Origin of the sequence: Rhizobium nepotum 39/7, from assembly GCF_000949865.1 — a bacterium.
Taxonomy (GTDB): Bacteria; Pseudomonadota; Alphaproteobacteria; order Rhizobiales; family Rhizobiaceae; genus Agrobacterium; species Agrobacterium nepotum.
Window position 1 is genome coordinate 1 of the sequence record NZ_JWJH01000006.1, and the last position, 26232, is coordinate 26232.

At 59.7% G+C, this 26232-nt stretch carries 23 protein-coding genes; 9 read left to right on the forward strand and 14 right to left on the reverse strand.

What is annotated here, in order from left to right; all coding sequences use genetic code 11:
* The first annotated feature begins 298 nt into the window (after positions 1-298).
* The 4 genes from RS75_RS07370 (at position 299) to RS75_RS07385 (ending at position 4653) form a co-directional block, all read left to right on the forward strand.
* On the forward strand, positions 299-1549 hold the full coding sequence (locus tag RS75_RS07370; RefSeq protein ID WP_045018855.1) for a DUF3419 family protein: 1251 nt from the start codon (positions 299-301) through the stop codon (positions 1547-1549).
* Complete coding sequence (locus RS75_RS07375; protein WP_045018858.1) at positions 1546-2262, forward strand: class I SAM-dependent methyltransferase; 717 nt, start codon at positions 1546-1548, stop codon at positions 2260-2262. The genes RS75_RS07370 and RS75_RS07375 overlap by 4 nt, the downstream gene beginning before the upstream one ends.
* Positions 2263-2524: 262 nt before the next feature.
* Positions 2525-3304, forward strand: coding sequence for a glycoside hydrolase family 25 protein (locus RS75_RS07380; protein WP_045018860.1), 780 nt, complete (start codon positions 2525-2527; stop codon positions 3302-3304).
* 122 nt (positions 3305-3426) lie between these two features.
* Positions 3427-4653: a lytic murein transglycosylase gene (locus tag RS75_RS07385; RefSeq protein ID WP_045018862.1), complete on the forward strand. Its 1227-nt coding sequence runs from the start codon at positions 3427-3429 to the stop codon at positions 4651-4653.
* A 465-nt stretch (positions 4654-5118) separates the two neighbouring features.
* Here RS75_RS07385 and metF read toward each other — a convergent pair whose 3' ends face one another.
* From metF to ettA, 3 genes are all read right to left on the reverse strand, one after another.
* Entirely contained in the window at positions 5119-6012 is an 894-nt protein-coding gene (gene metF, locus RS75_RS07390) for a methylenetetrahydrofolate reductase [NAD(P)H] (protein ID WP_045018864.1), read from the reverse strand.
* A 1-nt stretch (position 6013) separates the two neighbouring features.
* Positions 6014-7027, reverse strand: a complete 1014-nt coding sequence (locus RS75_RS07395; protein WP_045018867.1) for an ArsR/SmtB family transcription factor — start codon at positions 7025-7027, stop codon at positions 6014-6016.
* Positions 7028-7190: 163 nt separating this feature from the next.
* Entirely contained in the window at positions 7191-8840 is a 1650-nt protein-coding gene (ettA, locus tag RS75_RS07400) for an energy-dependent translational throttle protein EttA (protein WP_045018869.1), read from the reverse strand.
* A 127-nt stretch (positions 8841-8967) separates the two neighbouring features.
* Here ettA and RS75_RS07405 point away from each other — a divergent pair, with 127 nt between their 5' ends.
* The 4 genes from RS75_RS07405 (at position 8968) to RS75_RS07420 (ending at position 13737) form a co-directional block, all read left to right on the forward strand.
* Positions 8968-9939, forward strand: coding sequence for an alpha/beta fold hydrolase (locus RS75_RS07405; protein WP_200893619.1), 972 nt, complete (start codon positions 8968-8970; stop codon positions 9937-9939).
* Between the two features lie 99 nt (positions 9940-10038).
* Entirely contained in the window at positions 10039-11241 is a 1203-nt protein-coding gene (locus RS75_RS07410; protein ID WP_045018871.1) for a CaiB/BaiF CoA transferase family protein, read from the forward strand.
* Positions 11238-12905 carry a thiamine pyrophosphate-binding protein gene (locus RS75_RS07415; protein ID WP_045018873.1) on the forward strand — a complete coding sequence of 556 codons (1668 nt, stop codon included), beginning with the start codon at positions 11238-11240 and terminating at the stop codon, positions 12903-12905. Before RS75_RS07410 ends, RS75_RS07415 begins: the two co-directional genes overlap by 4 nt.
* 67 nt (positions 12906-12972) lie before the next feature.
* Positions 12973-13737: a HugZ family pyridoxamine 5'-phosphate oxidase gene (locus RS75_RS07420; protein ID WP_045018875.1), complete on the forward strand. Its 765-nt coding sequence runs from the start codon at positions 12973-12975 to the stop codon at positions 13735-13737.
* Between the two features lie 265 nt (positions 13738-14002).
* Here RS75_RS07420 and RS75_RS07425 read toward each other — a convergent pair whose 3' ends face one another.
* The 3 genes from RS75_RS07425 to RS75_RS07435 form a co-directional block, all read right to left on the reverse strand.
* Positions 14003-14344 carry a RidA family protein gene (locus RS75_RS07425; RefSeq protein ID WP_006310481.1) on the reverse strand — a complete coding sequence of 114 codons (342 nt, stop codon included), beginning with the start codon at positions 14342-14344 and terminating at the stop codon, positions 14003-14005.
* Between the two features lie 47 nt (positions 14345-14391).
* Positions 14392-14730 (reverse strand): TIGR01244 family sulfur transferase, encoded by a 339-nt coding sequence (locus tag RS75_RS07430; protein WP_045018880.1) that lies wholly within the window; start codon positions 14728-14730, stop codon positions 14392-14394.
* Between the two features lie 128 nt (positions 14731-14858).
* Positions 14859-15686, reverse strand: a complete 828-nt coding sequence (locus RS75_RS07435) for an aldose 1-epimerase family protein (protein ID WP_084686587.1) — start codon at positions 15684-15686, stop codon at positions 14859-14861.
* Between the two features lie 155 nt (positions 15687-15841).
* On the opposite strand from RS75_RS07435, the gene RS75_RS07440 reads away from it, so the two are divergent.
* Positions 15842-17230: a L,D-transpeptidase family protein gene (locus RS75_RS07440; protein WP_045018884.1), complete on the forward strand. Its 1389-nt coding sequence runs from the start codon at positions 15842-15844 to the stop codon at positions 17228-17230.
* A 90-nt stretch (positions 17231-17320) separates the two neighbouring features.
* Here the strand turns inward: RS75_RS07440 and RS75_RS07445 are convergent, their stop codons facing one another.
* From RS75_RS07445 to RS75_RS07480, 8 genes are all read right to left on the reverse strand, one after another.
* Positions 17321-18526, reverse strand: coding sequence for an MFS transporter (locus RS75_RS07445; RefSeq protein ID WP_045018886.1), 1206 nt, complete (start codon positions 18524-18526; stop codon positions 17321-17323).
* Between the two features lie 46 nt (positions 18527-18572).
* Positions 18573-19220: a TetR/AcrR family transcriptional regulator gene (locus RS75_RS07450; protein WP_045018889.1), complete on the reverse strand. Its 648-nt coding sequence runs from the start codon at positions 19218-19220 to the stop codon at positions 18573-18575.
* A 60-nt stretch (positions 19221-19280) separates the two neighbouring features.
* Entirely contained in the window at positions 19281-19997 is a 717-nt protein-coding gene (locus RS75_RS07455) for a ParA family protein (protein WP_045018891.1), read from the reverse strand.
* A gap of 161 nt (positions 19998-20158) precedes the next feature.
* Positions 20159-20542 (reverse strand): hypothetical protein, encoded by a 384-nt coding sequence (locus RS75_RS07460; RefSeq protein ID WP_045018893.1) that lies wholly within the window; start codon positions 20540-20542, stop codon positions 20159-20161.
* A gap of 9 nt (positions 20543-20551) precedes the next feature.
* A complete protein-coding gene (locus RS75_RS07465; protein WP_045018895.1) occupies positions 20552-21697 on the reverse strand; it encodes an iron-containing alcohol dehydrogenase in 1146 nt (381 codons plus the stop codon).
* Entirely contained in the window at positions 21694-23082 is a 1389-nt protein-coding gene (locus RS75_RS07470; RefSeq protein WP_045018896.1) for an aldehyde dehydrogenase family protein, read from the reverse strand. Before RS75_RS07470 ends, RS75_RS07465 begins: the two co-directional genes overlap by 4 nt.
* A gap of 18 nt (positions 23083-23100) precedes the next feature.
* Positions 23101-24465, reverse strand: a complete 1365-nt coding sequence (locus tag RS75_RS07475; RefSeq protein WP_045018898.1) for a glutamine synthetase family protein — start codon at positions 24463-24465, stop codon at positions 23101-23103.
* A 63-nt stretch (positions 24466-24528) separates the two neighbouring features.
* Positions 24529-26043 carry an amino acid permease gene (locus tag RS75_RS07480; protein ID WP_045018900.1) on the reverse strand — a complete coding sequence of 505 codons (1515 nt, stop codon included), beginning with the start codon at positions 26041-26043 and terminating at the stop codon, positions 24529-24531.
* Positions 26044-26232: the final 189 nt, after the last annotated feature.

Below are 26232 nucleotides of genomic sequence, written 5' to 3' on the forward strand. Positions count from 1 at the left end.
AACTCGCAAAACCACCGCCCGAAACAACAAAAGACCTCCGCCAGATGCAGTTCAACTGGGAGCCGATTTAAACCGGACAGTAGTGGGACAAGCCCGAGGATCCACGATTTCAACGGGTTATGGGTCCTCGGGTCAAGTCCGAGGACGACGTCGCGTATGACGAGAATTTTGCCGACAGACTGAGACACCGACTGGTTTCACGCTGTCTTTTCGATTCGTTGCTTGCACCCACCACCCCTGTCATCAAACTGTAGCGTCATGACTGTAGACGCCTCTCAATCGAGTGAGAGGTGAACATATGACGAGTGCGGCACCCAAGACCGGCTTCGGCAAGAACACGAAACTGAAGTCCGCATTGCTTCAGCACAAGGCACTCTCGAAAAGCGGTTTTTCCGAACGGTTCTTCGGGGTTCTTTTTTCCGGTCTGGTTTATCCGCAAATCTGGGAAGACCCGGAAATCGACATGGAAGCGATGGAGCTTGGCGAAGGCCACCGCATCGTCACCATCGGCTCGGGCGGCTGCAACATGCTGGCTTACCTCTCCCGCAACCCGGCAAGCATTGATGTCGTGGATTTGAACCCGCATCACATCGCCCTCAACAAGCTGAAGCTTGCCGCGTTCCGCCACCTTCCTGCCCATCAGGACGTCGTGCGACAGTTCGGCCGCGCCAATACGCGCAGCAACAGCCATGGCTACGACCTTTTCATCGCCGACCACCTCGACGCCACGACCAAGGCCTACTGGTCGAAGCGCACCCTTTCCGGTCGCCGTCGTATCTCGGTATTCGACAGAAACATCTATCGCACCGGACTGCTCGGCCGTTTCATCGGCGCCGGCCACCTGATGGCCCGCCTGCACGGCGTCAAGCTCACGGAAATGGCCAATAGCCGCACGCTTGACGAACAGCGCCAGTTTTTCGACAGCAAGGTCGCGCCGTTGTTTGACAAGCCGGTGGTGCGCTGGCTTACGAAGCGGAAAAGCTCGCTGTTCGGTCTCGGTATTCCGCCCCGGCAATATGGCGAGCTGGCAAGCCTTTCCAACGACGGCACGGTTGCCTCCGTGCTTAAGGAGCGGCTGGAAAAGCTCGCCTGCAATTTCCCGCTCAGCGACAATTATTTCGCCTGGCAGGCCTTCGCGCGCCGTTATCCCGAGCCGCATGAGGGCGCCCTGCCCGCTTATCTCAAGCCGGAATATTACGAGACGATCCGCAACAATACCGCCCGTGTTGCTGTCCATCACGCCACCTATACCGAGCTTCTCTCCAAAAAGCCGGCAGGTGCCGTCGACCGCTACATTCTCCTTGATGCGCAGGATTGGATGACGGACGCGCAGCTCAACGAATTGTGGTCGCAGATCAGCCGCACCGCCGCTTCCGGCGCCCGTGTCATCTTCCGTACCGCCGCCGAGAAGAGCGTGATCGAAGGCCGGCTCTCGGCCGATATCCGCAACCAGTGGATCTATCTCGAGGAGCGCTCCAGCGAGCTTAACGCCCTGGACCGTTCGGCCATCTATGGCGGTTTCCATATCTATCAGAGGGCTATGGCATGAAGACCATCGGCGAGAATGTAGGCCTTGCGGATGCCGCGCATGCGAGCCTGATGGACCGCATGTATCGCCACCAGCGGCACATCTACGATATTACCCGCAAATATTACCTTTTAGGCCGCGACAGAACCATTTCCGGCCTCGATGTGCCCAAAGGCGGCACGTTGCTTGAAGTCGGCTGCGGCACCGGCCGCAACCTCTTGCTGGCGAGCCGGAAATTTCCGGAAGCAAGACTGTTCGGCCTCGACATCTCCGCCGAGATGCTGCTGACCGCATCCGAGAATTTTACCGGCAAGGCGCAACGCCCCATTCTGCGCGTCGCCGACGCCACCGCTTTCCGCGCTTCCGAATTCGGCCAGTCCGACGGTTTCGACCGCGTCATGATCCCCTATGCGCTATCGATGATACCGGATTGGGAAAAGGCCATCGAACAGGCGCTGGCGGCCCTGAAGCCCGGCGGCTCCTTGCATATTGTCGATTTCGGCCAGCAGGAACAATTGCCGAAGTGGTTCCGCGCGCTGTTGCAGGCATGGCTTACCCGTTTTCACGTCACGCCCCGCACCAATCTCCGCTACGTTCTGGCCAACATGGCAGGCCGCTTTGACGGCAATCTCGAATTCGAGGAGATCGCCCGGGGTTACGCCTGGCGGGCCGTCATCACGCTGCCGCTCGCCGAAGTGCAGCCGAACGTCAAGCGCATCCTGGCCGACGCCTGATTCTCGATGACACAGCGCCCTGCCCCCTGCGAAAGCCGGCAGGCGCTGCCAAACACGATTCTTGCCTTCCCGGCCAAAGGCCATCCAGACATTTTTCGCGCCGAAAAAACCGAAAATCGCTTCCTTTGCAGCCGTTTGCGAAGCTGAAGAGGGCTGCCACCCCTTGCCATAACCGCTTGTTTACCATGTTATGGGTAAATCGGGAGATGCGGCGCGCCGGTTTACGGTCGCGGGGTGGGCAACAATAATCATTAGGGTTCCAATGCGGCTGCGTTTATCGGCACTTTTGTCGGCTTTGCTATTGATCGGCGGCTGCACGTCCACGAGTTACGACCTGCTTGAAACCGCGTCTGTTTCCAAGCCGAAATTCTCCGATACCGACCCGCAGGATTTCGGCACGAACAACCCGCATCGCCATGAGGTCCACGGCATCGACGTCTCCAAATGGAATGGCGATGTCGACTGGCGGAGCGTGCGCAAATCCGGCGTCTCCTTCGTCTTCATCAAGGCGACGGAAGGATCTGACCGCATCGATCCGAAATTCGGCGACCATTGGCGCAGTGCGGCGTCGGCGGATATTCTGCACGCGCCCTATCATTTCTATTACTTCTGCTCGACGGCGGACGCTCAGGCCGACTGGTTCATCAGCAACGTGCCGAAAGAAGCCGTCACCCTGCCGCCGGTTCTCGACGTGGAATGGAACCCCTCCTCCCCCACCTGCAAGACGCGCCCGGCGCCGGGCGTGGTTCGCGCCGAGATGCAGCGTTTCCTCGACCGCCTCGAGGCCCATTACGGCAAGCGCCCGATCATCTACACCTCGGTCGATTTCCACCGCGATAATCTCGTCGGCCAGTTCAAGAATTACCATTTCTGGGTGCGCTCTGTCGCCGCGCATCCCGCCAAGATTTACGAAGACCGGCAATGGGCCTTCTGGCAATATACCGCGACCGGCGTCGTACCCGGCGTCAATGGCCCGACCGACATCAATGTCTTCGCCGGCAGCGAGAAAAACTGGCGGAAATGGATCGCTTCCGCCAAATAAAACGGCGAAGAAGCAACACATTCGAAAAATCGGCGTTCTTCCGCACCGGCAGATCGCTCGACCCGTTTTTTTGTCGCAAACATAGGGGTAAAGCGGGCTAACAACCTATTGAGGAAATTCCCATGCCCACGTTTCGGTCGCGCAGCATCGTTTTTGCCGCCGCTTTGTCGCTTCTCTCCACCGGCTCCGCCCTTGCCACGCCGCCAGTAGCCTCGCCTGACGATCCAAAGCAGGTTACCTGCGGCGGCGATCTCGGCGCATTTCTCGAGGGTGTGAAAGCAGAGGCCGTTGCCAAGGGCGTTCCGGCCGCTGCCATCGAAAAGGCGCTGGCCGGCGCGCAGATCGATCCGAAGGTGCTTTCGCGTGACCGAGCGCAGGGTGTCTTCCGCCAGACCTTCCTGGAATTCTCCCAGCGCACCGTCAGCCAGGCCCGTCTCGATATCGGCCGCAAGAAGCTTCAGGAACTCTCATCAACCTTTGCCCGCGCCGAAAACGAATTCGGCGTACCGGCCGGCATCATCGCCGCCTTCTGGGCCATGGAGACCGATTTCGGCGCCGTTCAGGGCGATTTCAATACGCGCAACGCGCTCGTCACCCTCTCGCACGATTGCCGCCGCCCGGAACTTTTCCGTCCGCAATTGCTGGCGCTCATCGAAATGGTCCAGCACGGCGATCTCGATCCCGCAGCCAACACGGGCGCATGGGCCGGTGAAATCGGCCAGGTGCAGATGCTGCCCAAGGACATCATCGCCTTCGGCGTCGACGGTGATGGCGATGGCCATATCAACGTCAAGAACAGCGCGCCGGATGCGATCCTGACGGCGGCGAAGTTCATCCAGCACCTCGGCTTCAAGAAGGGCGAACCCTGGATTCAGGAAGTCTCCGTACCGGAAAACCTGCCTTGGGAAAAATCCGGCCTCGGCGGCTCGCTGACCGCTGGCGACTGGTTCGCGCTTGGCGTGGCTCCGCGCGACGGCAACAAAAATTTCGCGTCCCTACCCGCAGCCCTCATCATGCCGCAGGGCCGCAAGGGACCGACATTCATCACCTATCCCAACTTCAACATCTATCTGGAATGGAACCAGTCGTTCATCTACACGACCTCGGCTGCCTATTTTGCCACCCGCCTGATGGGTTCGCCGGTCTACAACAAGGGCAATCCGGAGCCGGGCTTCGATGACACGACGATGAAGGAACTTCAGACCAAACTCGAAGCGCACGGACACAATGTCGGCAAGGTGGATGGCATTCTCGGCTCCGGCACCCGCATCGCCATCCAGAAGGAACAGCAGCGCCTCGGAATACCGGCGGACGGCTGGCCTTCCCAGGGCCTTCTCCAGGCGCTTTAACCAGTCTTAACGGCACCTTCCGGCCTTTAATCTATCCGCCGGAATCAAGGCATAGTCTGTTAATCTCGACCGGATGACTGGGGATAACACCCCGGTCATTTACTTTTTTTAAACGTATGAAGCACTGCGTGATAGAAAAATAATCTTTTCTTTTCAAGTTATTACAGAAATTGCTTTTCTAAACAGCACCAAACCATGCTGCACCGCGTCACAAAAACCGCTTTTCAACTGCCACAAAACGGTCATATTATCAAACCTGTCAACAACAGGAGGCACCCATGGGACTTACAAAATCTCTCAATGCCTTGGCAGTCGGTTTGGCGTTTTTGTTCGTAGCGATGATGCTTTTCATCTGACACGACGTGAAGACCAAACGCAGATAAGAACCGTAGATGACACAAGTTTGAAAAGCGCAGGTCCTGTCGGACCTGCGCTTTTTTCATGTCGGAAATGGAATATCTGAAATCAGGCGGCGCTGCGGCGCAGGCGCTCCAGCCCGAGGTTTTCAAGCACCGCATCGACCAACGGCGCGCGGTTCATGGTATAGAGGTGGAACTCGTTGATACCGCGCCGCTGCAAGTCCGCAATCTGCTCGGCGGCAACTTCCGCAGCGACACGGGCGCGCCCTTCCAGGTCGTCGTCATAACCCGCAAAACGCTCATCCAGAAAACCGGGCACGCTGGTGCCGCAGCGCCCGGCAAAACGCTTGAGCTGGGTGAGGTTCTGGATCGGCATGATGCCCGGAACCACCGGAATGGTGATTCCGGCCGCCGTGACCCGGTCCATATACCGCTCGAACACGTCGTTATCGAAGAAGAACTGTGTCAGCGCACGCGTCGCGCCATTGTCCGCCTTGCGCTTCAGCATATCGATATCGACCGCGTCGCTGGCGCTTTCGGGATGCTTTTCGGGATAGGCCGAAACGGAAACCTCGAAATCGCCGATCTCGCGCAGCCCCTTCACCAAAGCCGCGGCGTTCTCATATCCTTGCGGATGCGGCCTGTAATCCGTGCCGATACCGGTCGAGGGATCACCGCGCAGCGCCACGAAATGGCGAACGCCCGCATTGCGGAACTCTTCGACGACCTGATGCACGTCGTCACGGCTGGCGTCCACGCAGGTCAGATGCGCGGCGGTCGCCAGATGGCTGTCACCGATCATCCGGCGCACCGCATCCAGCGTCGGCGCCTTGGTGGATCCACCAGCGCCATAGGTGACGGAAACGAAATCAGGATTCCATTTTTTCAGCTCGGCGACCGTTTCCCAGAGGTGGGTTTCCATCTCGGGATTTTTGGGCGGAAAAAATTCGAAAGACAACCGGATATCGCCCTCTCGGCGCGCGGTTTCCGACCTCAACATATCATGCCCTCCCGGCAGCGAGTAAAACGGCCTCTTGCACCACATCGTCTGCCATCAGCAGCCGCTGGTCGCGGGCAACCCATATCGTGACGTCAAGAGATTCATCGGACGCCCGTTCAGAATGAAGATCGACGGCACGGTCCAGAGCGAGGCCTGCCTTTTTCAGCCACTCTTCCATCAGCGGATGCGAAAAGCCGAGCCGGATATGCGCATGCTCGTCACGAAGATGTTCGAAGGAATGCGGCGCAAGGTCGATGACGATCAACCGGCCACCCGGACGCAGCATGCGCGCGGCTTCGGAAAGCGCGATCTCCGGCTGGTCGAGAAAATGCAGAACCTGATGGATGACGATCAGATCGAAATCCTGGCCCTCCAGCGGCAGGTTGAGAATATCGCCATGACGAACGGATGCATTGACGACGCCCGCCTTGTCGAGATTGGCACGCGCCACCGACAACATGTCGCGGCTGGCATCGACCCCGATCGCCCGGCGATAGATGCCGCTCAGAAGCTGCAGGATACGGCCGGTGCCCGTGCCGAGATCGAGAAGCGAATCGATCGGAGTGGTTCCCACCAGCTTCAGCAGCGCACCTTCCACGGCCTCGTCGCTGACATGCAGGCGGCGCAATTCGTCCCAGGCCGAAGCATTGCGGCTGAAATAATCCTGCGCCCGCTCCGCCCGCACCCGCTTGACGGTGGTGAGCCGCTCGCTGTCGCGCTGGAGAACGGCGTCGGAAGGCGATGCGGCGCCAAGCAGCTGCCTGATGACAACGGCGGGCTCGCCATCCTGCCGCAGGCGAAAATAGGCCCAGGCGCCTTCCTGATAACGCTCGATCAAGCCCTCTTCCGTCAAAAGCTTGAGATGACGGGAAATGCGGGGCTGCGACTGGCCGAGAATTTCGGTAAGATCGGTGACGGTCAGATCGCCGGCAGCCAGAAGCGCCAGCAGCCGAAAGCGCGTCGGCTCGCCAGCCGCCTTCAAGAGATCCACCAATTTGTCCAAACCGAACGCCACGTCTGCCGCACCTCGCAAGCTAATCAAGATATAAAGATATCTTTATGTCGATGTGGCGTTGGATGCAAGCGCAATTTGCCGCGCCCTTCCCTTCGTCAGCATTTATTGCACGAGAAAAGGCCCGCTTTTGGGGCGGGCCTTTTTGAAGGAATGCGGAAAAGGCTCAGCGCGTCAGGCGCTTGTAGCTGACGCGGCCGGGCTTGATGCTTTCCGGGCCGAGGCGGCGGACCTTGTCCTTTTCATAGTCTTCGAAGTTGCCTTCGAACCATTCCACATGGCTGTCGCCCTCGAAAGCGAGGATGTGTGTGGCCAGACGGTCGAGGAACATGCGATCGTGGCTGATGATAACGGCGCAGCCAGCGAAGGCTTCCAGCGCCTCTTCGAGCGCTCCCAGCGTTTCGGTATCGAGGTCGTTGGTCGGTTCGTCGAGCAGCAGAACGTTGCCACCCGCCTTCAGCATCTTGGCGAGGTGCACGCGGTTACGCTGGCCACCGGAAAGGTTGCCGACCTTCTGCTGCTGGTCGCCGCCCTTGAAGTTGAAGGCGCCGCAATAAGCGCGGGAGTTCGTTTCGAACTTGCCGAGCTTGATGATGTCGTTGCCGCCGGAGATTTCTTCCCAGACGGTTTTATCACCCGCCAGCGTGTCACGGCTCTGGTCGACGTAACCGAGGTGCACGGTCTCGCCAACGGTAACCGAACCACTATCGGGCTGTTCCTGACCCGTGATCATGCGAAACAGGGTGGTCTTACCCGCGCCGTTCGGACCGATGACCCCAACGATGCCGCCCGGAGGCAGCTTGAAGGTGAGGTTTTCGATCAGAACCCGATCGCCATAGGACTTGGTGAGGTTTTCCGCCTCGATAACGACGCGGCCCAGACGCTCGGCGACCGGGATAACGATCTGCGCGTCGCCGGGACGGCGATTTTCAGCCGCTTCCACCAGCTCGTCATAAGCGCGGATACGCGCCTTGGACTTCGTCTGGCGAGCCTTGGGGCTGGAAGCGATCCATTCCTGTTCGCGGCTGATCGCCTTCTGGCGCGAGGCGTCTTCGCGGGATTCCTGCTGCATGCGCTTGGCTTTTGCCTGCAGATAGGCCGAATAGTTGCCTTCGTAAGGAATGCCACGGCCACGGTCGAGTTCGAGAATCCAGCCGGTGACGTTGTCAAGGAAGTAGCGATCGTGGGTGATCATCATCACGGCGCCGGGATAGTCGCGCAAGTGCTTTTCGAGCCAGGCGATGGTTTCGGCGTCAAGATGGTTGGTCGGTTCGTCGAGCAACAGCAGGTCGGGCTGCGAAAGCAGCAGCTTGCAAAGCGCCACACGGCGACGCTCACCACCCGAAAGGCCGCCCACGGCGGAGTCGCCGGGCGGGCAACGCAGGGCGTCCATGGCCATTTCGACCTGATTTTCCAGATCCCAGAGGTTCTGGCTGTCGATAATGTCCTGAAGCTTTGAACCCTCATCCGCCGTTTCGTCGGAATAGTTCATCATCAGTTCATTGTAGCGATCGATGATCGCCGTCTTGCTCGCCACACCTTCCATGACGTTTTCCATCACGGTCTTGTTTTCGTCGAGCTTCGGCTCCTGCTCGAGATAACCGAGCGTCGCGCCCTCGGCGAGCCAGGCCTCGCCGGTATATTCCTTGTCGAGACCGGCCATGATCTTCAAGACGGTGGACTTACCGGCGCCGTTCGGGCCGAGGATACCGATCTTGGCGTCGGGATAGAAGGAGAGATGGACGTTCTCCAAAACCTTCTTCGCGCCATAGGACTTGTTCAGCCCGGCCATGTGATAGATGAATTGACGTGCCATTGTAGCGAATGCTCCACATCGGATTTTAAAGAGTACGTATCGGGAAATTTGCCGCTATGTAGGGTAAATAGGACCTTGGGGCAACCTCTGGCACGATTATGACCCCATGATTATGACAAGGGACACCATGGCGGAGACAGGCGCAATCATGAATGAGACGACGGACGACTTGACGTTCAGCCGGATCGAGAGGCTCGACGCCCCGTCCGGCGCATCCATCGCCTTTCGCCACCAGCCCTCGGCCCTTTCCCCTGCGCGCGGCGTGCTGATGATCTGCCACGGCCTGGTGGAACACGCCGGCCGTTACCGCCGTTTTGCCGACGTCATGGCAAAGCAGGGTTTCGAGGTCTACGCCCACGATCATCGCGGCCACGGCCGCACGAAGGCGACGGATGCGCCGATCGGCCGCTTCGCCTGGAAGGACGGCGCGGAAAAGGTCGTCGCGGATGTCATGGCGATGCGCCGGATGGTCGGTGAAAGGCATCCCGGCCTGCCGGTCATCCTGTTCGGCCATTCCATGGGCGGCCTCGTGGCGCTCAACACCGCCGTCAGCCATCCCGACGCCTTCGATGGCCTGTCCATCTGGAATTCCAACCTCAATCCCGGCATCATGGGCCGCGTCGCGCAGGTCGTGCTGCGCCTTGAAAAAATGCTGAAAGGCTCTGATGTGCCGAGCGCCATCCTGCCGAAAGCGACCTTCCGTGTCTGGAACGCCAGGATGCCGGAAAAGCGCACCCATGCGGACTGGCTGAGCCACGACAAGGCAGCGGTCGACGCCTATGTGGAGGATCCGCTCTGCCAGTTCGAGGCCAGCGTCTCCCTGTGGCAGGATGTTTTCGAACTATCCTATCGCGCGCCGAAGCTGATCGAACGCCTGCCGAAGGCGCTACCGCTTCTTCTCGTCAGCGGCGATCAGGACGCCGCCACCAATGATGGCAAGGAGATCGTCTGGCTTGCCGATCGCTTTCGTGAAGCCGGTTTCAGCCATGTCGAACACACGATCTATCGGGGCATGCGGCACGAAACCCTGAACGAAATCGGCTGGCAGGCCGTGGCTGCGGACTTCGCCGCCTGGTGCGGCCGCGTCGTCGGCGACTGACGGGCCTTTGCCGAAACGGAATAAGTCCATGAGATAAAATCACATGCGGCCATGCGGGGAGACGTCTATAACCGGCAAGCAGAAAACACCGGGGGACAGATGACCGAAATGCCGAACAGGAAACCGCCGCTCTCCGGCATTCGCGTCATTGAACTGGCGCGTGTTCTGGCCGGTCCCTGGGCGGGACAGATGCTGGCCGATATGGGCGCGGATGTCATCAAGGTCGAAAATCCAGACGGCGGCGACGATACCCGCACATGGGGACCGCCCTTCGTTGAAAGCGCCGATGGCGAAAACCTCTCCGCCGCCTATTACCACGCCACCAATCGCGGCAAACGCTCCATCGTCGCCGATCTCAAGACGGAGGAAGGCTGCGCGCTGGTGCGGCGTCTCGTGCGCACCGCCGATGTCGTCATCGAGAATTTCAAGCGCGGTGGGCTCGCCAAATACGGCCTCGATTATGAGAGCCTGAAGGTTCTCAATCCGAAGCTGATCTATTGCTCCATCACCGGCTTCGGCCAGACCGGGCCCTATGCCGATTTCGCCGGATACGACTATATCGTGCAGGGCATGTCCGGTTTCATGTCCATCACCGGCGAACCGGACGGCCAGCCGATGAAGGCGGGTGTTGCGGTTGCCGATATCTTCACCGGCATCTATTCCGTCACCGCCATTCAGGCCGCACTGATCCACGCCATGCGATCAGGCGAAGGCCAGCAGATCGATATGGCGCTTCTCGATGTGCAATCGGCCGTGCTCGCCAACCAGAATATGAATTACCTGATTTCCGGAAATGCCCCCGTCAGGCTCGGCAATGCCCATCCGAATATCTCGCCCTACGAAGTGATGCCGACAGAAGACGGTTTCCTCATCCTTGCGGTCGGCAATGACGGCCAGTTCCGCCGTCTCTGCAAGATCCTCGGCATCGAGGCGACCGCCAATGACGAACGTTTCGCCACCAACAAAGCGCGCGTGGCGCACAAGGCCGAGGTGCAGCGGATCGTTTCCACCGAAACGCTGAAATGGCAAAAACGCGATCTCCTGACCGCCTGCGAACAGAATGCCGTGCCGGCCGGGCCGATCAATTCCATTGAAGACATGTTCGCCGATCCGCAAATTCAGGCGCGGGCCTTACGCGTCGATCTTGAAGCGGCAGACGGCACCGTCATTCCCGGCGTCCGCACTCCCATCGTGCTGTCGCAAACCCCGCTGCATTACGAACGCCCCAGTCCGAAACTCGGCGAGCATCAAGCGCAAGTGCTGGCCGAACTGGAAACCATCGAAAGGACCACGACGCCATGAAAGCAACCGGAATGAAAAGAACCGGCGGAGAACTGATCGTCGAAGCGCTGAAAGCCAATGGCGTCTCCCGCGTTTCCTGCGTTCCCGGCGAAAGCTATCTGGCCGTGCTGGATGCGCTTTATGAAAGCGGCATCGAGACTGTGGTCTGCCGCCAGGAAGGTGGCGCCGCAATGATGGCAGACACCTGGGGCCGGCTGACCGGCGAACCCGGCATCTGCATGGTGACGCGCGGACCGGGCGCGACCAACGCCTCGGCTGGGCTGCATATCGCAAGACAGGATTCCATTCCGATGATCCTGTTCATCGGCCAGGTGCAGCGCGAAGCCCGCGAGCGCGAGGCCTTTCAGGAGGTGGAATACCGCCGCGCCTTCACCGAATTCGCAAAATGGGTTGGTGAAATTGACGACGCGCGCCGCATTCCCGAATTCGTCACCCGCGCCTTCGCCGTCGCCACCTCCGGCCGGCCCGGCCCGGTGGTCCTGACGCTTCCCGAAGACATGCTGGTGGAAGAGGTCGAAGCGCCAGAGGCAAAACCCTATACCCCGGTCGAGGCACATCCCGGCCCGTCGCAGATCACGGCTTTCTCCAAAATGCTGGGCGAAGCGAAGCGCCCCGTCTTCATCATCGGCGGCACGCGCTGGTCGGAGCAAAGCGTCGCAGGCTTCAAGGCATTTGCGGAAAAGAACAAACTACCCGTCGGCTGCTCCTTCCGCCGCCAGATGCTGTTCGATCATTTGAGCCCATCTTACGCGGGCGATGTCGGCATCGGCATCAACCCGGAGCTGACGAAGGAGATCAAGGAATCCGACCTCGTGGTATTGCTCGGCGGGCGTCTTTCCGAAATGCCCTCCTCCGGCTACACGCTGCTCGACATTCCCTATCCGTCGCAGAAATTCGTCCACATCTATCCGGAAGCCGAAGAGCTTGGCCGCGTCTATCGTCCCGATCTCGCGATCTGCGCGTCACCGGATGATTTCGTCGCGGCCCTTTCCTCCGTCACGCTTTCCGACAGCCCCGTTTGGGCGGAACGCACCGCCGCCATGCACGCGGCTTACCTCACCTGGTCCACACCGCCGCAAACCGGCCCCGGCGCGGTGCAGATGGGTCCGATCATGGACTGGATCGAAGCAAATGTGCCCGATGATGCGATTTTCACCAATGGCGCGGGCAACTACGCAACCTGGGTGCACCGCTTCCACCGCTTCCGCCGCTTCAACACGCAATCGGCACCGACTTCCGGCTCGATGGGTTACGGCCTGCCGGCGGCTGTCGCCGCCAAGCACCTGTTTCCTGAGCGTGAGGTGATCTGCTTTGCCGGTGATGGCTGTTTCATGATGCATGGACAGGAATTCATCACCGCCGTGCGTTACGGTCTGCCGATCATCACGGTATTGGTCAATAACGGCACCTACGGCACCATCCGCATGCATCAGGAACGGGAATATCCCGGCCGCGTCAGCGCCACCGATCTCGTCAATCCCGATTTCGAAGCCTTTGCCAAGGCCTATGGCGGCCACGGTGAAACGGTGGAAAAAACCCAAGACTTCGCCGCCGCCTATGAGCGGGCGCGGGCAAGCGGCAAGCCCGCCATCATCGAGGTGAAGCTGGATGCCGAAGCAATTACCCCTACCCGCACGCTGACCCAGATCAGAAACCGGAGCTGATATTGCTCATGGACATGGCTCCGGCATGGTGTAAATCCTGACTAGAACATACAGGTTAGGAAACGACATGCCGGATGCAGCCCTTCCCGTCATCACCCCACGCGGCGCAAAGATCGAGCCTTCGGCCGGTGCGCCTTTCGAGGCGGTGCGCGTGGCCCGCAATGTCCTACACACATCTCGAACGGCGGCGCTCGCGACGCTCGATCCGCAAAGCGGCTATCCCTATACGACCGCCACCAATATCGGCATCGAGCCTGATGGTACCCCGTACTTTTTCGCGGCGGGCCTGACACTGCATGCCCGCAACATGGAAGCCGATCCGCGCATCTCATTGACACTCGCCCCCTTCGGCAAGGGCGACGCGCTGACGTTGCCGCGGCTGACACTGGTGGGCAAGGCTGAATTGATGGACGCCGATGACGTGTCTCTCGCCAGACGGCGCTACATCGACCGTTATCCCAAGGCGAAACTCTATCTCTCCCTTCCCGACACGAGGTTTTACCGGCTACGGACGCAAGGCGTGCAGATCAACGGCGGCCCGGCCCGCAACGCCAGCAACATCACCGCCGCCGATCTGCGCACTGACCTTTCCGGCGCGGAAGAACTGATGGCGGTGGTAGCGGATGAGGTGGCACGCCTCAACGCCATCAAGGGCGAGGCGTCGCGACTGGCCGTTCTCGCCGGTGCCAAAACGGGGCGCTGGACAATCACCTGCATCGACCCCGATGGCATCGACCTCGCCACAGCCAACGATCTGGCGCGGCTGTGGTTTTCGGAACGAGTGGCGACGTTGGAGCAGCTTGAGAAGGCACTAGCCCAGCCGTTGAAGTGAAGGGTGCAAGCGATTCAAAATCAAGGAGTATCACTTCTCCTTGTAATTTGTGGGCCGTGTCATCGCCCGCCGTCACCCCGGACCAGATCCGGGGTCCAGTGCGATCAAGTCCTTGATCGCGTAGGACTCTTTTCACGGTGCAGACGCGCCGTGCTGGATGCCGGGTCAAGCCCGGCATGACGGAGCAGAATTTTTAAACCTTGCTCATCAAAAAAGGCCGGGCTGCATTCCGCAACCCGGCCTTTTCTCACAAATCAACCGTTGCTCAGAGAGCAGCCGTCACGATGAACTCAACCTTGTAGTCCGGGGTCGCAAGTGCTGCTTCGCTGGTGGCGCGGGCCGGCGGGTTTGCCGGGTCGATCCAGCCTTCCCAGACGGCGTTCATTTCGCCGAAAGTGGACATGTCGGAGAGGTAGATGATCGTCTGCAGGATCTTCGACTTGTCGGAGCCGGCAGCGGCCAGCAGGCGGTCGACTTCAGCCAGCGCCGACTTGCTCTGTTCGGTCACACCAGTACCTTCGCCAACCTGGCCGGCCAGATAAACGGTGTTGCCGTGAACAACGGCGCCGCTCATGCGCTTGCCCGGTTCGATACGCTTGATGGTCATGGAAAACTCCTGTTGATTGGCATTGCAAAATCGAATGATGCGCGGGATCAGCCGCGCAGGTGATGGGTCTTTTCGTAGATCGCGGTCGAGCGTGCGCCGGAACGGCAATAGCCGAGCATGGGGCGCTGCAATTCGTCCAGCGCATCCACCATGCCGGCAACGGCATCGGCGTCGACGCCGTAACGGCCGACCGGCACATGCACGATGGTGAGGCCCAGCTGTTCGGCACGCTCGGCAATATCGGCGAAAAGCGGCTGGCCCTCTTCTTCGCCGTCCGGGCGGTGGCAGACGATCGACTTGAAGCCGAGCGCCTTGACCTCATCGAGATCGGCAACGCTGATCTGTCCCGTGACCGAATATTCGTCGTCTATACGCCTGATATCCATGTTATGCCTCCGCTGAAACCGGCGCCTGCGCGCCGCTGGCACGCTCTCGCCACCGTCTGAAATCCGCATCCGATGTAAGGGCTCAAAACCCTTGCGTCAATGATGCGTGACCTCATTCGGCAGGTCATTCAGAGAATGGAAAAGCGCAAGCCATAGGAGCGGCTTTCGCCCGGCTCCAGCATATTGAACTCGCCGGCAGCCTCAAGCTCGCTGCGATCCACCCAGCGATGCGAAACCGGCTCGATGCCGAGCACATTGGCCGGGTCCTGCTGGTTCCGCCACATCTGCAGATAGGGCAACGTCTCCGTTCTGAAGCGCACTTTCAGCGTCTTGCCGCCGATCGCAGCAATCGGACCAAGCGCGAGCGACGCCCACTCGTCGTTACCTGCGGAAACACAGAATACCGTGCCCGGCTCATCGCCAAAACGCCAGCCGTGGCCGCCGCCATCCAGCATCGCGCCCTCAAGCCGAACGGCATCGTCAAAGAGACGTGCGCCGACATTCATGTGATACATGAGAAAGACCGGGATCGGTCGCGAACTCGTGTTGATGATCTTGTCATCAAGGCTGACCTCGCCGCTTTCGCCGTCGATCCGCCATGTGCGTTCCAGAAGGGCCGTGCCGCCATCGGCAAGTTGGACGGGAACCTCGGCCCGTGCCAGCGCATTTGCCTCATGAAGCTCGAAGGCCGTTATTTTCGCAGGATGCGCGGAGAACGACCCATGCAACGGATATCGACGCCCGTCACCGTCAATCGGCTCGGGATGGCGAATATGATCGGGACCGCAGGTGAACAGGAAACCTTCCAGCGAATGGTCGATGCGCGCATCGCCATCGTCGGGAATGGCGCGGCCGGGCGCGATATCGATGCCATCGACGACACAGGAGCCAATATCGAAGACGGAGGTTTCATCGAGGAAAATGCGTGGCGATCTGCCAGCCTGAAACGAGCGCAAAACAACCTCCCTGTGGCGATAAAAACGCATGAATCACGGAAACGCTACTAATCGTGACGTAAATTAAGATTGCATTAACCGTGAATTCACCTTTTTCACAATAGGGTCAAGATTGCGGTGTGTTTATCGGTGAACGAAGTAAGGACAGCAGAATCGTGAAACAGTTTCTTAACGCAGCTCTGGGTCTGACAGTTGCCCTGGCGGCGGTTTTCGCCCCGCTACAGGCTGGCGCGCAGCAGCGTTATGGTTATGAGCAACCGGTTCTGGTGACCCCGGACGGCCGCGTGCTCGATTTTATGCCCCAACGCAGCGATATCGTCATCAGCCGCGACAATATGGGCCGCACCGTATTTTACGACCGCTACGGCAATCTGCTGGCCACCGAAATGCCCTCCGGCTATCAGCAACGGCAGCAGGCGCAGCAGCGCGACACCACCTATTATCCCCCCGCCCCCGGCGGCCAGTATCGTGAGCCGCAACGCGATTACGGCTATCAGGACAATGGCAGCGTGCGTGACTACCGCGAATATCGCGGCAACGGTTCCGGCGACGACGTCTACACCGGCTCGGTTCCCGGCCCCGGCGCCGTTGAAAGCGCGCCGCTCGACCAGACGATGCCGGGCGAAAGCACCACGGCAGCCGTTCCGCAACCGGAGCATCTGATCGAGCGCCACACGCCCGTCACCACGCCGGTCAACCGCTCCCGGCAGGAGATCGTCGCACTTCAGACCTTCCTCGACCGTGAGGGCATTTCGCCCGGCGTGATCGACGGCAAGATGGGCGACAACGTCAACAAGGCGATTGCCGCCTGGCAGGATATGACGGGCGAAAAGCTCGACCCGAACAATTCCGACGACATTCTGGAGCGATTGCGCGCCTCCGGCGGCATGCCGATCGTCGATTACACCATTACCGCGGCCGATGCCGCCGGCCCCTATGTCGCATCCATTCCGGACGACTATGCCCAAAAGTCGCAACTGCCCGCGCTCTCCTTCACCTCCACTTCGGAGGCGTTGGCTGAACGTTTCCATATGGATGAGACCTACTTGAAGGAACTGAACCGCGGCATCGATTTCTCCGTGCCCGGCACCATCATCAAGGTCGTCAATCCCGGTGAAACGAAAAAAGGCCAGGTGGCCCGAATCGTCGCCCATAAGGGCATCAAGCAGGTCTTCGCTTACGGTCAGGACGGCAATCTGATCGCCGCCTATCCGGCCACCATCGGCTCGACGGACACACCCTCGCCGAGCGGCACGCACACGGTCGAGCGCGTCGCGCTCAATCCGGGTTACACCTACAATCCGAAGATCAACTTCAGGCAGGGCCAGAACGACAAGATCCTGCAAATCCCGCCAGGCCCGAACGGCCCTGTCGGCACGGTCTGGATCGCCCTGTCGAAGCCGACCTACGGCATCCACGGCACGCCGGAACCGTCGAAGATCGGCAAGACCAACAGCCACGGCTGCATCCGTCTTACCAACTGGGATGCGACGGAGCTGGCGAAAATGGTCCGCCCCGGCGTCGTGGTCGAATTCGCGGAATAGATTGAACACACACCGTCACCCCGGACTTGATCCGGGGTCCGGTATGACGGAGGCAATCTTGTCGCCCGCCTCTTCCCGTTTTTTAAAGTACTATCCGCGCTTTTCGGTGAGGAAATAAAGCAGGGCCGCCACCGGCAGCGCAAAGCCGATCCAAGAAGCCGCAGCCCATTCCCCAACGGAATAGGCCCAGCCGCCTACGGCAGACCCGATTGCCCCACCCATGAAAAACGTCGCCATATAGACGCCGTTCAGCCGGCTGCGGAATTCCGCCCCGAGCGTGAAGATGGCACGCTGGCCGAGCACCAGATTGGTGGTGACGCCGAAATCCAGAACGATGGCCGCGACGACAAGAATGCCAAGCGCCAGATGCGATCCTTCGGGTGCAAGATGCGTGACGGCGAATGACAGCGCCACCGCCACGAGGGCGGCGAAGGTTGCCACATAGGTCCAGCCCCGGTCAGCCATGCGCCCCGCAATCGGCGCGGCAACGGCACCGGCAGCACCGGCAAGGGCAAACAGCGCGATCTGACCCTGGCTGAGATTGAAATGCGGTCCACTCAGATAAAGCGGCGTCGTGGTCCAGAACAGGCTGAACGCGGCAAAGAGGAAAGCGTGATAGATCGCCCGGCGTCGCAGGATGGGCGTATGGGCGGCAAGCCTGCCCATGGAGGCCATCAACGCGCCGTAACCCAACCTTGCCTCAGGCACTCGAACGGGCAAAAGGCGGTAGAGGACAATGGCGAGAATTGCCATGACGGCCGCCGATGTCAGGAAGACACCGCGCCAGGAAACCACTTCCGACAAGAGGCTGGAAACTGGCCTTGCCAGCATGATGCCGACCATCAACCCGCTCATGACATTACCGACCACCCGCCCGCGAATGGCATGCGGCGCCATATGGGCGGCATAGGGAACGATGACCTGCACCGCCACGGAACTGACGCCAACCAGAAAGGCGGCAATCAGAAAAGGTGCCGCATGCGGCGCAAAAGCCGCCGCCACCAGCGAGAGAACCGCCATTGAAACGGAACTGACGACCAGCCTGCGATTCTCAACCAGATCGCCCAGCGGCACGACGAACAGCAGGCCGACGCCGTAACCGATCTGCGTCAGCGTAACGATCAGACCGGTTGCGCCGGCAGAAAGACCAAGCTCCGCGCCGATGATACCGGCAAGGGGCTGGCCATAATAAAGATTGGCCGCAATCAATCCGCAGGCAGTTGCCAGCAGAAAAGTCAGGGCCGGGGAAATGGATGTTTCGTAAACATCCTCTCCATCAACTACACGCGTCGTCATCATTTTCTCCAATATGGAAACGTATATTTCCTAAATAGCTGCAAAATCACTCGGCAAGCTTCATGGCGATATCCACCACGGCCGTCATCTCTTCCAAGCTGCGGCCGGTCTTTCCCACCACGCGCATGCCGTACATCATGCACAACATCGCTCTGGCCAGATCGTCGGGATTGGTTTTCGAAGGCACCGAACCGTCTTTTTGCCCCTCCGCCACAAGGCGGGCAACGATCCGCTCCCTCGCCTTCACGGCGCGCCCGACCACGACCGCAATGTCGTCATCCAAGGCGGCAAGGTCGGCCGCTGCGCCGACGACGAGGCACCCTTCGGAGCCGACGGCCCCGTGCGACCGTTCCGCATAGAACATCAGGCCCGCTTTCAGTCGCTCATAACCGGTGTCGTATCCGGCGATAGCGGCTTCGAAACGCTGCGTCTGCAAAACTCTATAGCGCTCCATCGCGGCGATGAAGACGGCCTTTTTGTCCTTGAAGGCTTTATAGAGACTGCCCTGCGCCAGCTCCATCGCCTCGGTAAGATCGCCAACGGACGTGGCGTGATACCCGCGTCTGGAAAAAACGCGGATCGCTCCATCGAGAGCGCGTTCGATATCGAACTCACGCGGCCTGCCGCGATGGCGTTGTTCCGGGGAATTGGCGTGGGTGATATCGGTCATGATCAACATATAGGAAACGATCATTTCCAAATCAAGCGAATAATAATGCCCGCACCGAAAAAGGCCCGGGCATGGGAGCGTCGTTTAAGCAGCCTTGCGGGTGAAAAGGCGTGCGGGTTGCATGCCGAGCCTCAACAGGCGTTTCGGCAAAAGACCGAGCACCTCGTCCGCGAATGCTTTCGCATTCCCCGACGCCTTGTCGACATTGCTGACCTTGTCCTTGTCGAGACAGAGAAGCGTGCCGCCATAATCGAAAATATCGCGATAGGCGGCCCTCTCCACGATCGCGGTGTTGAGAACCGAAACGTTCTTTTCAGCCAGCAGCATTTTGACGAGAAGCAGGGAGCGTGTCGCCACCATGGCGTTGACCCGCGTCAAAACGATGGAATGGGCAATCGCCCTGCCCATCTTGCGGTTCAGGAATTCGATATGGTCCAGAACCTCGGCAGCCCCGCGCGCATCCATGGCGCAGCCCTGAACCGGTATCAGCACATGATCGGAAATTCCGAGCGCCATGGTCAGAAGCGGGTTTTTCGCTCCCGGCAGATCGATGATGAAACAGTCGGTATTGGCATTGTTTTCGCGGATATGGCCCTCGAGGGAGGCCATCGTCACATGCGAAATCACCGAGAGATTTTCGATCTCGCCTGATAATTCGTGCCAGCGGGAAATCCACAATTGTGGATCGGCATCCAGCACCGTCACGCGGTGGCCGCTGCGGGCCAGTTCGGTTGCCAGAAGCAGCACGGCAGTGGTTTTTCCCGCGCCGCCCTTGGTGTTGGCAAAAGTAATGACAGGCATGATATCCCCTGATGATCAGAGCCGTTTCATGCTCATTCACGCACCGAACCAATCATGGTGCTTTCCATAACCTTAACGAACATGGTTAAGAAAAGACTAAGAACGTTTGTGGGGACAACAAAAAGCCCGCGATAAATCGCGGGCTTTTGTCATCTGATTGATTACGTCAGCTTTCGGCAGGAACCCACATCGTCCGCACGCAGGCGGCCGGCTTTTAGATCCTCGTACTTTGGCAAATTCAGGGAACTGCCCAGCCTTTTCTCAACGGTTGCACGATCAAGCGTAATCATGCGTCCGGCGCTGGTGAAGGATACAATGCCATTCTTTCCAGAATACGCCATAGTCGCGCGCATTTCACAGAAATAGCGGTCTGAGCCCCTGGACAAATTCCATCCCTGGATTCCCGCCTTATTGCTCGACAGAGCTCCGACTTTGTAACCCTGACCGGAAAGTTCCTTGAAAGAAGCGGCCTGCGCCACAAGGGGCAGGCTTAAAAACGCCACTGCGAGCAATGGCGAAAAAACTGAAAATCTCATGGCTGCCATAACTACCCTTTAAAAGCAGTCCTCAAACAATTTCTTGGTATTCTCAAGCGTCATCGGCACCGGATTGCCGCCGCAGCTCGGATCCTTGATCGCTTCCGCCGCCAGTTCATCGATGCGGTCCGGCTTGATGCCCATGGCGGTCAGGTTTTCAGGCACGTGCAGTTCCTTGCGCAGTTCCAGCACATAGGCGTAGAAGCCGTCGAAACCGCCGGTAATGCCGAGATAGGCGGCAGCGCGGGCGATCTTGTCTTCGATGGCCGGGCGATTGAAGCGCAACACGGCGGGCATCACCACCGCATTGGTCATGCCGTGATGGGTGTTGTAGACCGCGCCGATCGGGTGCGAGAGTGAATGGATTGCCCCGAGACCCTTCTGGAAGGCGACCGCCCCCATTGCCGCCGCCGCCATCATATTGGTGCGCGCCTCGATATCCGTGCCGTCCTTGTAAGCGCGCGGCAGGAAGGTCTTGACGAGACGCAGGCCCTCAAGCGCCACGCCGGCGCTCATCGGATGGAAGAACGGTGACGAATAGGCTTCGAGGCAATGGGCGAAGGCATCCATGCCCGTGCCCGCCGTGATGACCTTCGGCATGCCGACCGTCAGTTCCGGATCGCAGATGACGACGCCGGGCAAAAGCTTCGGATGGAAGATGATTTTCTTCACATGGGTCTGCGAATTGGTGATGACGCTGGCGCGGCCGACTTCCGAACCGGTGCCCGCCGTCGTCGGAACAGCGACGATCGGCGCGATCTTCGAGGCATCAGCGCGTGTCCACCAGTCGCCGATATCCTCGAAATCCCAGACCGGACGCGTCTGCCCGGCCATGAAGGCGATGGTCTTGCCAAGATCGAGACCAGAACCGCCACCGAAGGCGACGACGCCGTCATGGCCGCCATCGCGATAGGCTTTGACACCGGCTTCCATGTTGATCTCGTTGGGGTTCGGATCGACATCGGCGAAGATCGCCCGGCCAAGGCCGGCCTCTTCCAGCACATCAAGCGCGTGGGCGGTGATCGCCATATTGGCAAGGCCGCGATCCGTAACGAGAAGCGGCTTCCTGATGCCGAGCGTCTTGCAGGCTTCCGCCAGTTCCCTGATCCGGCCACGGCCAAGCTTGACGGCGGTGGGATAGCTCCAGTTGGCGACGATGTTCATGTCGTGACTTTCTTCAGATGGTAGGATTTCGGTCTGGTCAGGTTCTGGAAACCGAGAATGGAGAGCGAGCCACCACGGCCCGTTTCCTTCACGCCGGTCCAGCAAAGGGCGGGATCGAGATAGTCGGCGCGGTTCATGAACACGGTTCCGGTTTCGATCTCGCGGCCGATCCGCCCAGCGCGCACCGCATCCTGCGTCCAGAGCGAGGCGGTGAGGCCGTACTTGCTGTCGTTCATCAGCGCGATGGCTTCGTCGTCGTTCCTGACCTTCATGATACCAAGGGCGGGGCCGAAGGTTTCCTCGGTCATGAATTCCATGGAATGATCGACATTGACGAGGATTTGCGGCGCGACATAGGCCCCCTCGCCGTCATCGGCGGGGAAAAGCGTCGAATCGACCAGTGCCTTGGCACCCTTCGAAACGGCGTCAGCGATCTGCGCCCGCACCACCTTGGCGAAACGCTTGTTGGCCATCGGCCCAAGAGTGGTTTCCTGTTCCAGCGGATTGCCGAGCTTGTAGTTGGAAACCCATGCCACGGACTTCTCGACGAATTCGTCATAGAGATTTTCGTTGACGTAGATGCGCTCGATGCCGCAGCAGCATTGCCCGGAATTAAAGGTGGCGCCATCCATCAGCGTATCGACGGCGGCGTCGAGATCGGCGTCCTCCATCACGTAAGCAGGGTCCTTGCCGCCGAGTTCAAGGCCAAGCCCGGTGAAGGTGCCGGCAGCGGCGCGCTCGATTGCCCGCCCGCCTTCCACCGAACCGGTGAAATTGACGAAATTGAACAGGCCTTCGGAAATCAGCGCCGAGGTCGTGGCATGGTCGAGGAAGACGTTGATGAAAACATCTTCCGGCACGCCCGCCTCGACGAACGCCCGCACCATGCGCTCACCCACCAGCAGCGTCTGCGCCGCATGTTTGATGATCACCGTATTGCCGGCCATCAGGGCGGGCGCGACGGTGTTGATCGCCGTCATGTAAGGATAGTTCCATGGCGCGATGACGAAGACCACACCATGCGCCTCGCGCTCGATGCGGCGTTCGAAATTGCCGCTTTCCTCGATGACGAGCGGTGCCAGCGCATCGGCCGCGATGGAGGCGACGTAGTTGGAACGCTCGTTGAAGCCCTTGAATTCGCCGCCATAACGAACCGGACGGCCCATCATATGGGCCAGTTCCGGCACCACCTCGGCCACCATTTCGTTAAGGCGCGCCACACCTTTCAGAACCAGCTGAACGCGGTCCTCAAGCGGACGCCGTGCCCAGTCCTTTTGCGCCTTGCGCGCTTTCGAAACGACGGCGCGCGCCGCTTCCAGCGACATCGCCTCCCGCTCGGCGTAAACCGAGCCGTCGATGGGCGAGATATTCTGGATCATGGTCATGATGTTTTCCCGTAATGATTAGGCTCTCTCGAAACCGCGTGCCACTTCCCAGTCGGTCACGCGGCGGTCGTATTCTTCCTGCTCCCACCTTCCGGCGTGGACATAATGATCGATCACATCGTCGCCAAAGGCCTGGCGCAGCATTTTCGATCCGTCCAGAAAGGCGGTGGCGTCGCGCAATGTCTTGGGTATCTCGCGCACGTCCTTGCCGCCATAGGCGTCACCGACAAAAGCGGGCTCAAGTTCGAGTTTATTTTCGATGCCGTCAATGCCCGCCGCAAGCAAGGCTGCCATGGCGAGATAGGGATTGAGATCGGAGCCACCGACGCGGCATTCGATACGGATGCCTTTCGTTTCCGCGCCGCACAGGCGATATCCCGCCGTGCGGTTGTCGAGGCTCCAGATCGCCTTGGTCGGCGCAAACGTGCCGGCCATGAACCGCTTGTAGGAATTGATATAGGGCGCCAGAAAATAGGTGATGTCGCTGGCATGCGCCAGAAGCCCGGCAACATAGTGCCGCATCACATCCGACATGCCGTGTTCGCCGTCCTTGTCGAGGAAGGCCGGCTTGCCGTCCAGGCTCCACAGCGACTGGTGAATATGCGAGGAACTGCCGGCGGCATTGTAGTTCCACTTGGCGAGGAAAGTGACCGCCTTGCCCTTCGACCAGGCGATTTCCTTGGTGGCGTTCTTGATGATGGCGTGCCGGTCGGCCATGGTCAGCGCCTCGGCATAACGCACGTTGATCTCAGCCTGGCCGGGAGACGCCTCGCCCTTGGAATTCTCGACCGGAATTCCGGCACCCTGCAGGCCCTTGCGCAGCGCCCGCATGACGTCTTCTTCCTTGGTCGTCTGGAAGATATGGTAGTCCTCGTTGTAGCCGCTGGCGAGGTTCAGGTCCTTGTAGCCGCTGGCCCGCGCCGCGTCGAAGGTCTGGTCGAACAGGAAAAATTCCAGCTCCGTCGCCATATAGGCCTTCAGCCCCATCGCCTCCAGCCGCGCCACCTGCTTTTTCAGGAGCGCACGCGGCGAGTGCGGCACTTCTTCGTGGGTGTGATGATCCAGAACGTCGCACAGCACTAGCGCCGTTCCCTCCAGCCACGGCACCTTACGGAGCGTCGAAAGGTCGGGCTTCAGCGTGTAGTCGCCGTATCCCTTTTCCCAGCTTGAGGATTTGTAACCGGGAACGGTTTCCATCTCCATGTCGGTGGCAAGCACATAGTTGCAGCTATGGGTTTCTTCAAAGGCGCTTTCGACGAAGAACTCCGCCTGGAACCGTTTGCCCATCAGACGCCCCTGCATGTCGACAAGGCAGGCCAGAACCGTGTCGATGCGCCCTTCGGCGACATCCATTTTAAGCGCGTCAAATGTATAGCTCGTCATTTTCGTCCGTTCCCTTTTAATATGGAAGGGCGGCCGGGATGCGGCCGCCCGTTTGTTCGAGCATCAGGCCTTCGCACCCGCTGCTGCAACGGCAGCCTGCTTGTGCTCCAGCGCGAACTCCTCTTCCGGCGACAGGATGAGGCGATGGCGTCCGACAAAGGCGAAATAGGCGATCGCGACGGCAAACCATACGGCGACCCACAACACACCCTTGGTGAAGTTCGGATCCTGGATCTGATAGAGCAGCGTCACAATGGCGATGATAACCGTCAATACTGCACCCGGAATGCCGAAGGGCGAGCGGAACGGCCGCTCGATATGCGGCAGGTTTTTCCTGAGCAGAATGAAGGAAATCGCCTGTAGGATGTAGGAGAACATGGCGCCGAACACTGCCATGTTGAGGAGAACGCTGCCGATGATGCTGCCGCCCTGTTCCGCACCCAGCGAGAACCAGATGACAAGCATGACCGCAAGACCGACGAGAGCGCCGGCGATGTTGGCAACGTATGGCGTCCGGTATTTCGAATGGGTGATCGACAGCACGGTCGGGAAGTAGCCCGCACGCGACAGCGAATAGATCTGGCGACCCTGCGCATAGAGGATCGTATGGAAGCTGGCGATCAGGCCGGTAAGCGCCACGAGACCGAGCAGCACCACGCCGCCATCGCCGTAGATTGCCTTGAAGCCATCCAGCAGCGGTTCGAGCGAGGAGCTGAGATGGAAAGAGCCGACGCCCGGCAGGGACGGATTGAGCAGCACGATCATGAAGGCCGAGACCATCAGCGTAACCATGCCGAGGATGATGCCCTTCGGCATGTCGCGTTTCGGATCGACCGATTCTTCAGCCGCAAGCGGTAGCTGCTCGATGGCCAGAAACAGCCAGACCGCAAAGGGCAGCGTGGCGAGAACACCGGAAAAACCGAAGGGGAAGAAGGAACCGCCGCCCTCCGGCAACTCCACCGCCTTGCCATCCGGCCCGACGCCGATATTCAGCGCATAACGCGAGAAATCCATGTTCGGAATGGCGCTGATCCAGAAGAACACGAGAACACCGAGCGAAATCAGTGTGATGACCAGCGTAACCTTGAAGGAAAGCTCCAGCCCGAAGACATTGAGGGCAAGGAACATCGCGTAAAAAGCGATCCAGACGAATGGCGAATAGGCGGGATCCAACCCGAGAATAGAATTCACATAAGCGGTGATGAAGGTGACGACGACCGCCGGCGTCAAAACATATTCGACATTCTCGCAAAGTCCGGTGACAAACCCGCCCCACGGCCCCATGGCGGTGCGGGCGAAGGAATAGGCCGCGCCCGTGTGGGGCAGCGCCGGGCTCATTTCCGCAATGGAGAATGTCAGCCCGAGATACATGACAGCGATGATGATGCCGGCAACCAGCATGCCACCCCAGCCGCCGGTGGAGAAACCGAAATTCCATCCGGAAAAATGCCCGGAGACGACCGCGCCGACGCCAAGCGCCCACAACGACCAAACGCCCGCGTAACGGGATAGTCCGCGTTTTTCGAAATAGGATGCATCAGCCTTCTTGTAGCTGACGCCTGATGATGAACCGTCCATGCCCTTCTCTCCTGATAAGAAAAAAGCCAGTCAGCCGTTATTGGCCGATTGTGCCCCAGTTTCCGGCATCGCCCGGGAAGTTTCCCGCGCTGCGCCGCACGCATCTGCTGTTCCCCTGCCGCTTCGTGCCGTTCCGGCTTTTATCGAATGGCGGCAGTCTCATTGACGGTCGGCCCCGGTGTTTTCACC

Excerpts from the sequence above, each read along its gene's own strand:
- RS75_RS07410 (WP_045018871.1), top strand. The coding sequence starts at position 10,039 with ATGACCGAAATGCCGAACAGGAAACCGCCGCTCTCCGGCATTCGCGTC.
- RS75_RS07375 (WP_045018858.1), top strand. The coding sequence starts at position 1,546 with ATGAAGACCATCGGCGAGAATGTAGGCCTTGCGGATGCCGCGCATGCG.
- RS75_RS07460 (WP_045018893.1), bottom strand. The coding sequence starts at position 20,542 with ATGGCAGCCATGAGATTTTCAGTTTTTTCGCCATTGCTCGCAGTGGCG.
- RS75_RS07425 (WP_006310481.1), bottom strand. The coding sequence starts at position 14,344 with ATGACCATCAAGCGTATCGAACCGGGCAAGCGCATGAGCGGCGCCGTT.
- RS75_RS07420 (WP_045018875.1), top strand. The coding sequence starts at position 12,973 with ATGCCGGATGCAGCCCTTCCCGTCATCACCCCACGCGGCGCAAAGATC.
- RS75_RS07470 (WP_045018896.1), bottom strand. The coding sequence starts at position 23,082 with ATGACCATGATCCAGAATATCTCGCCCATCGACGGCTCGGTTTACGCC.
- ettA (WP_045018869.1), bottom strand. The coding sequence starts at position 8,840 with ATGGCACGTCAATTCATCTATCACATGGCCGGGCTGAACAAGTCCTAT.
- RS75_RS07480 (WP_045018900.1), bottom strand. The coding sequence starts at position 26,043 with ATGGACGGTTCATCATCAGGCGTCAGCTACAAGAAGGCTGATGCATCC.
- RS75_RS07380 (WP_045018860.1), top strand. The coding sequence starts at position 2,525 with ATGCGGCTGCGTTTATCGGCACTTTTGTCGGCTTTGCTATTGATCGGC.
- RS75_RS07405 (WP_200893619.1), top strand. The coding sequence starts at position 8,968 with ATGGCGGAGACAGGCGCAATCATGAATGAGACGACGGACGACTTGACG.
- RS75_RS07450 (WP_045018889.1), bottom strand. The coding sequence starts at position 19,220 with ATGATCGTTTCCTATATGTTGATCATGACCGATATCACCCACGCCAAT.
- RS75_RS07475 (WP_045018898.1), bottom strand. The coding sequence starts at position 24,465 with ATGACGAGCTATACATTTGACGCGCTTAAAATGGATGTCGCCGAAGGG.
- RS75_RS07385 (WP_045018862.1), top strand. The coding sequence starts at position 3,427 with ATGCCCACGTTTCGGTCGCGCAGCATCGTTTTTGCCGCCGCTTTGTCG.
- RS75_RS07445 (WP_045018886.1), bottom strand. The coding sequence starts at position 18,526 with ATGACGACGCGTGTAGTTGATGGAGAGGATGTTTACGAAACATCCATT.
- RS75_RS07465 (WP_045018895.1), bottom strand. The coding sequence starts at position 21,697 with ATGAACATCGTCGCCAACTGGAGCTATCCCACCGCCGTCAAGCTTGGC.
- metF (WP_045018864.1), bottom strand. The coding sequence starts at position 6,012 with ATGTTGAGGTCGGAAACCGCGCGCCGAGAGGGCGATATCCGGTTGTCT.
- RS75_RS07370 (WP_045018855.1), top strand. The coding sequence starts at position 299 with ATGACGAGTGCGGCACCCAAGACCGGCTTCGGCAAGAACACGAAACTG.
- RS75_RS07430 (WP_045018880.1), bottom strand. The coding sequence starts at position 14,730 with ATGGATATCAGGCGTATAGACGACGAATATTCGGTCACGGGACAGATC.
- RS75_RS07455 (WP_045018891.1), bottom strand. The coding sequence starts at position 19,997 with ATGCCTGTCATTACTTTTGCCAACACCAAGGGCGGCGCGGGAAAAACC.
- RS75_RS07415 (WP_045018873.1), top strand. The coding sequence starts at position 11,238 with ATGAAAGCAACCGGAATGAAAAGAACCGGCGGAGAACTGATCGTCGAA.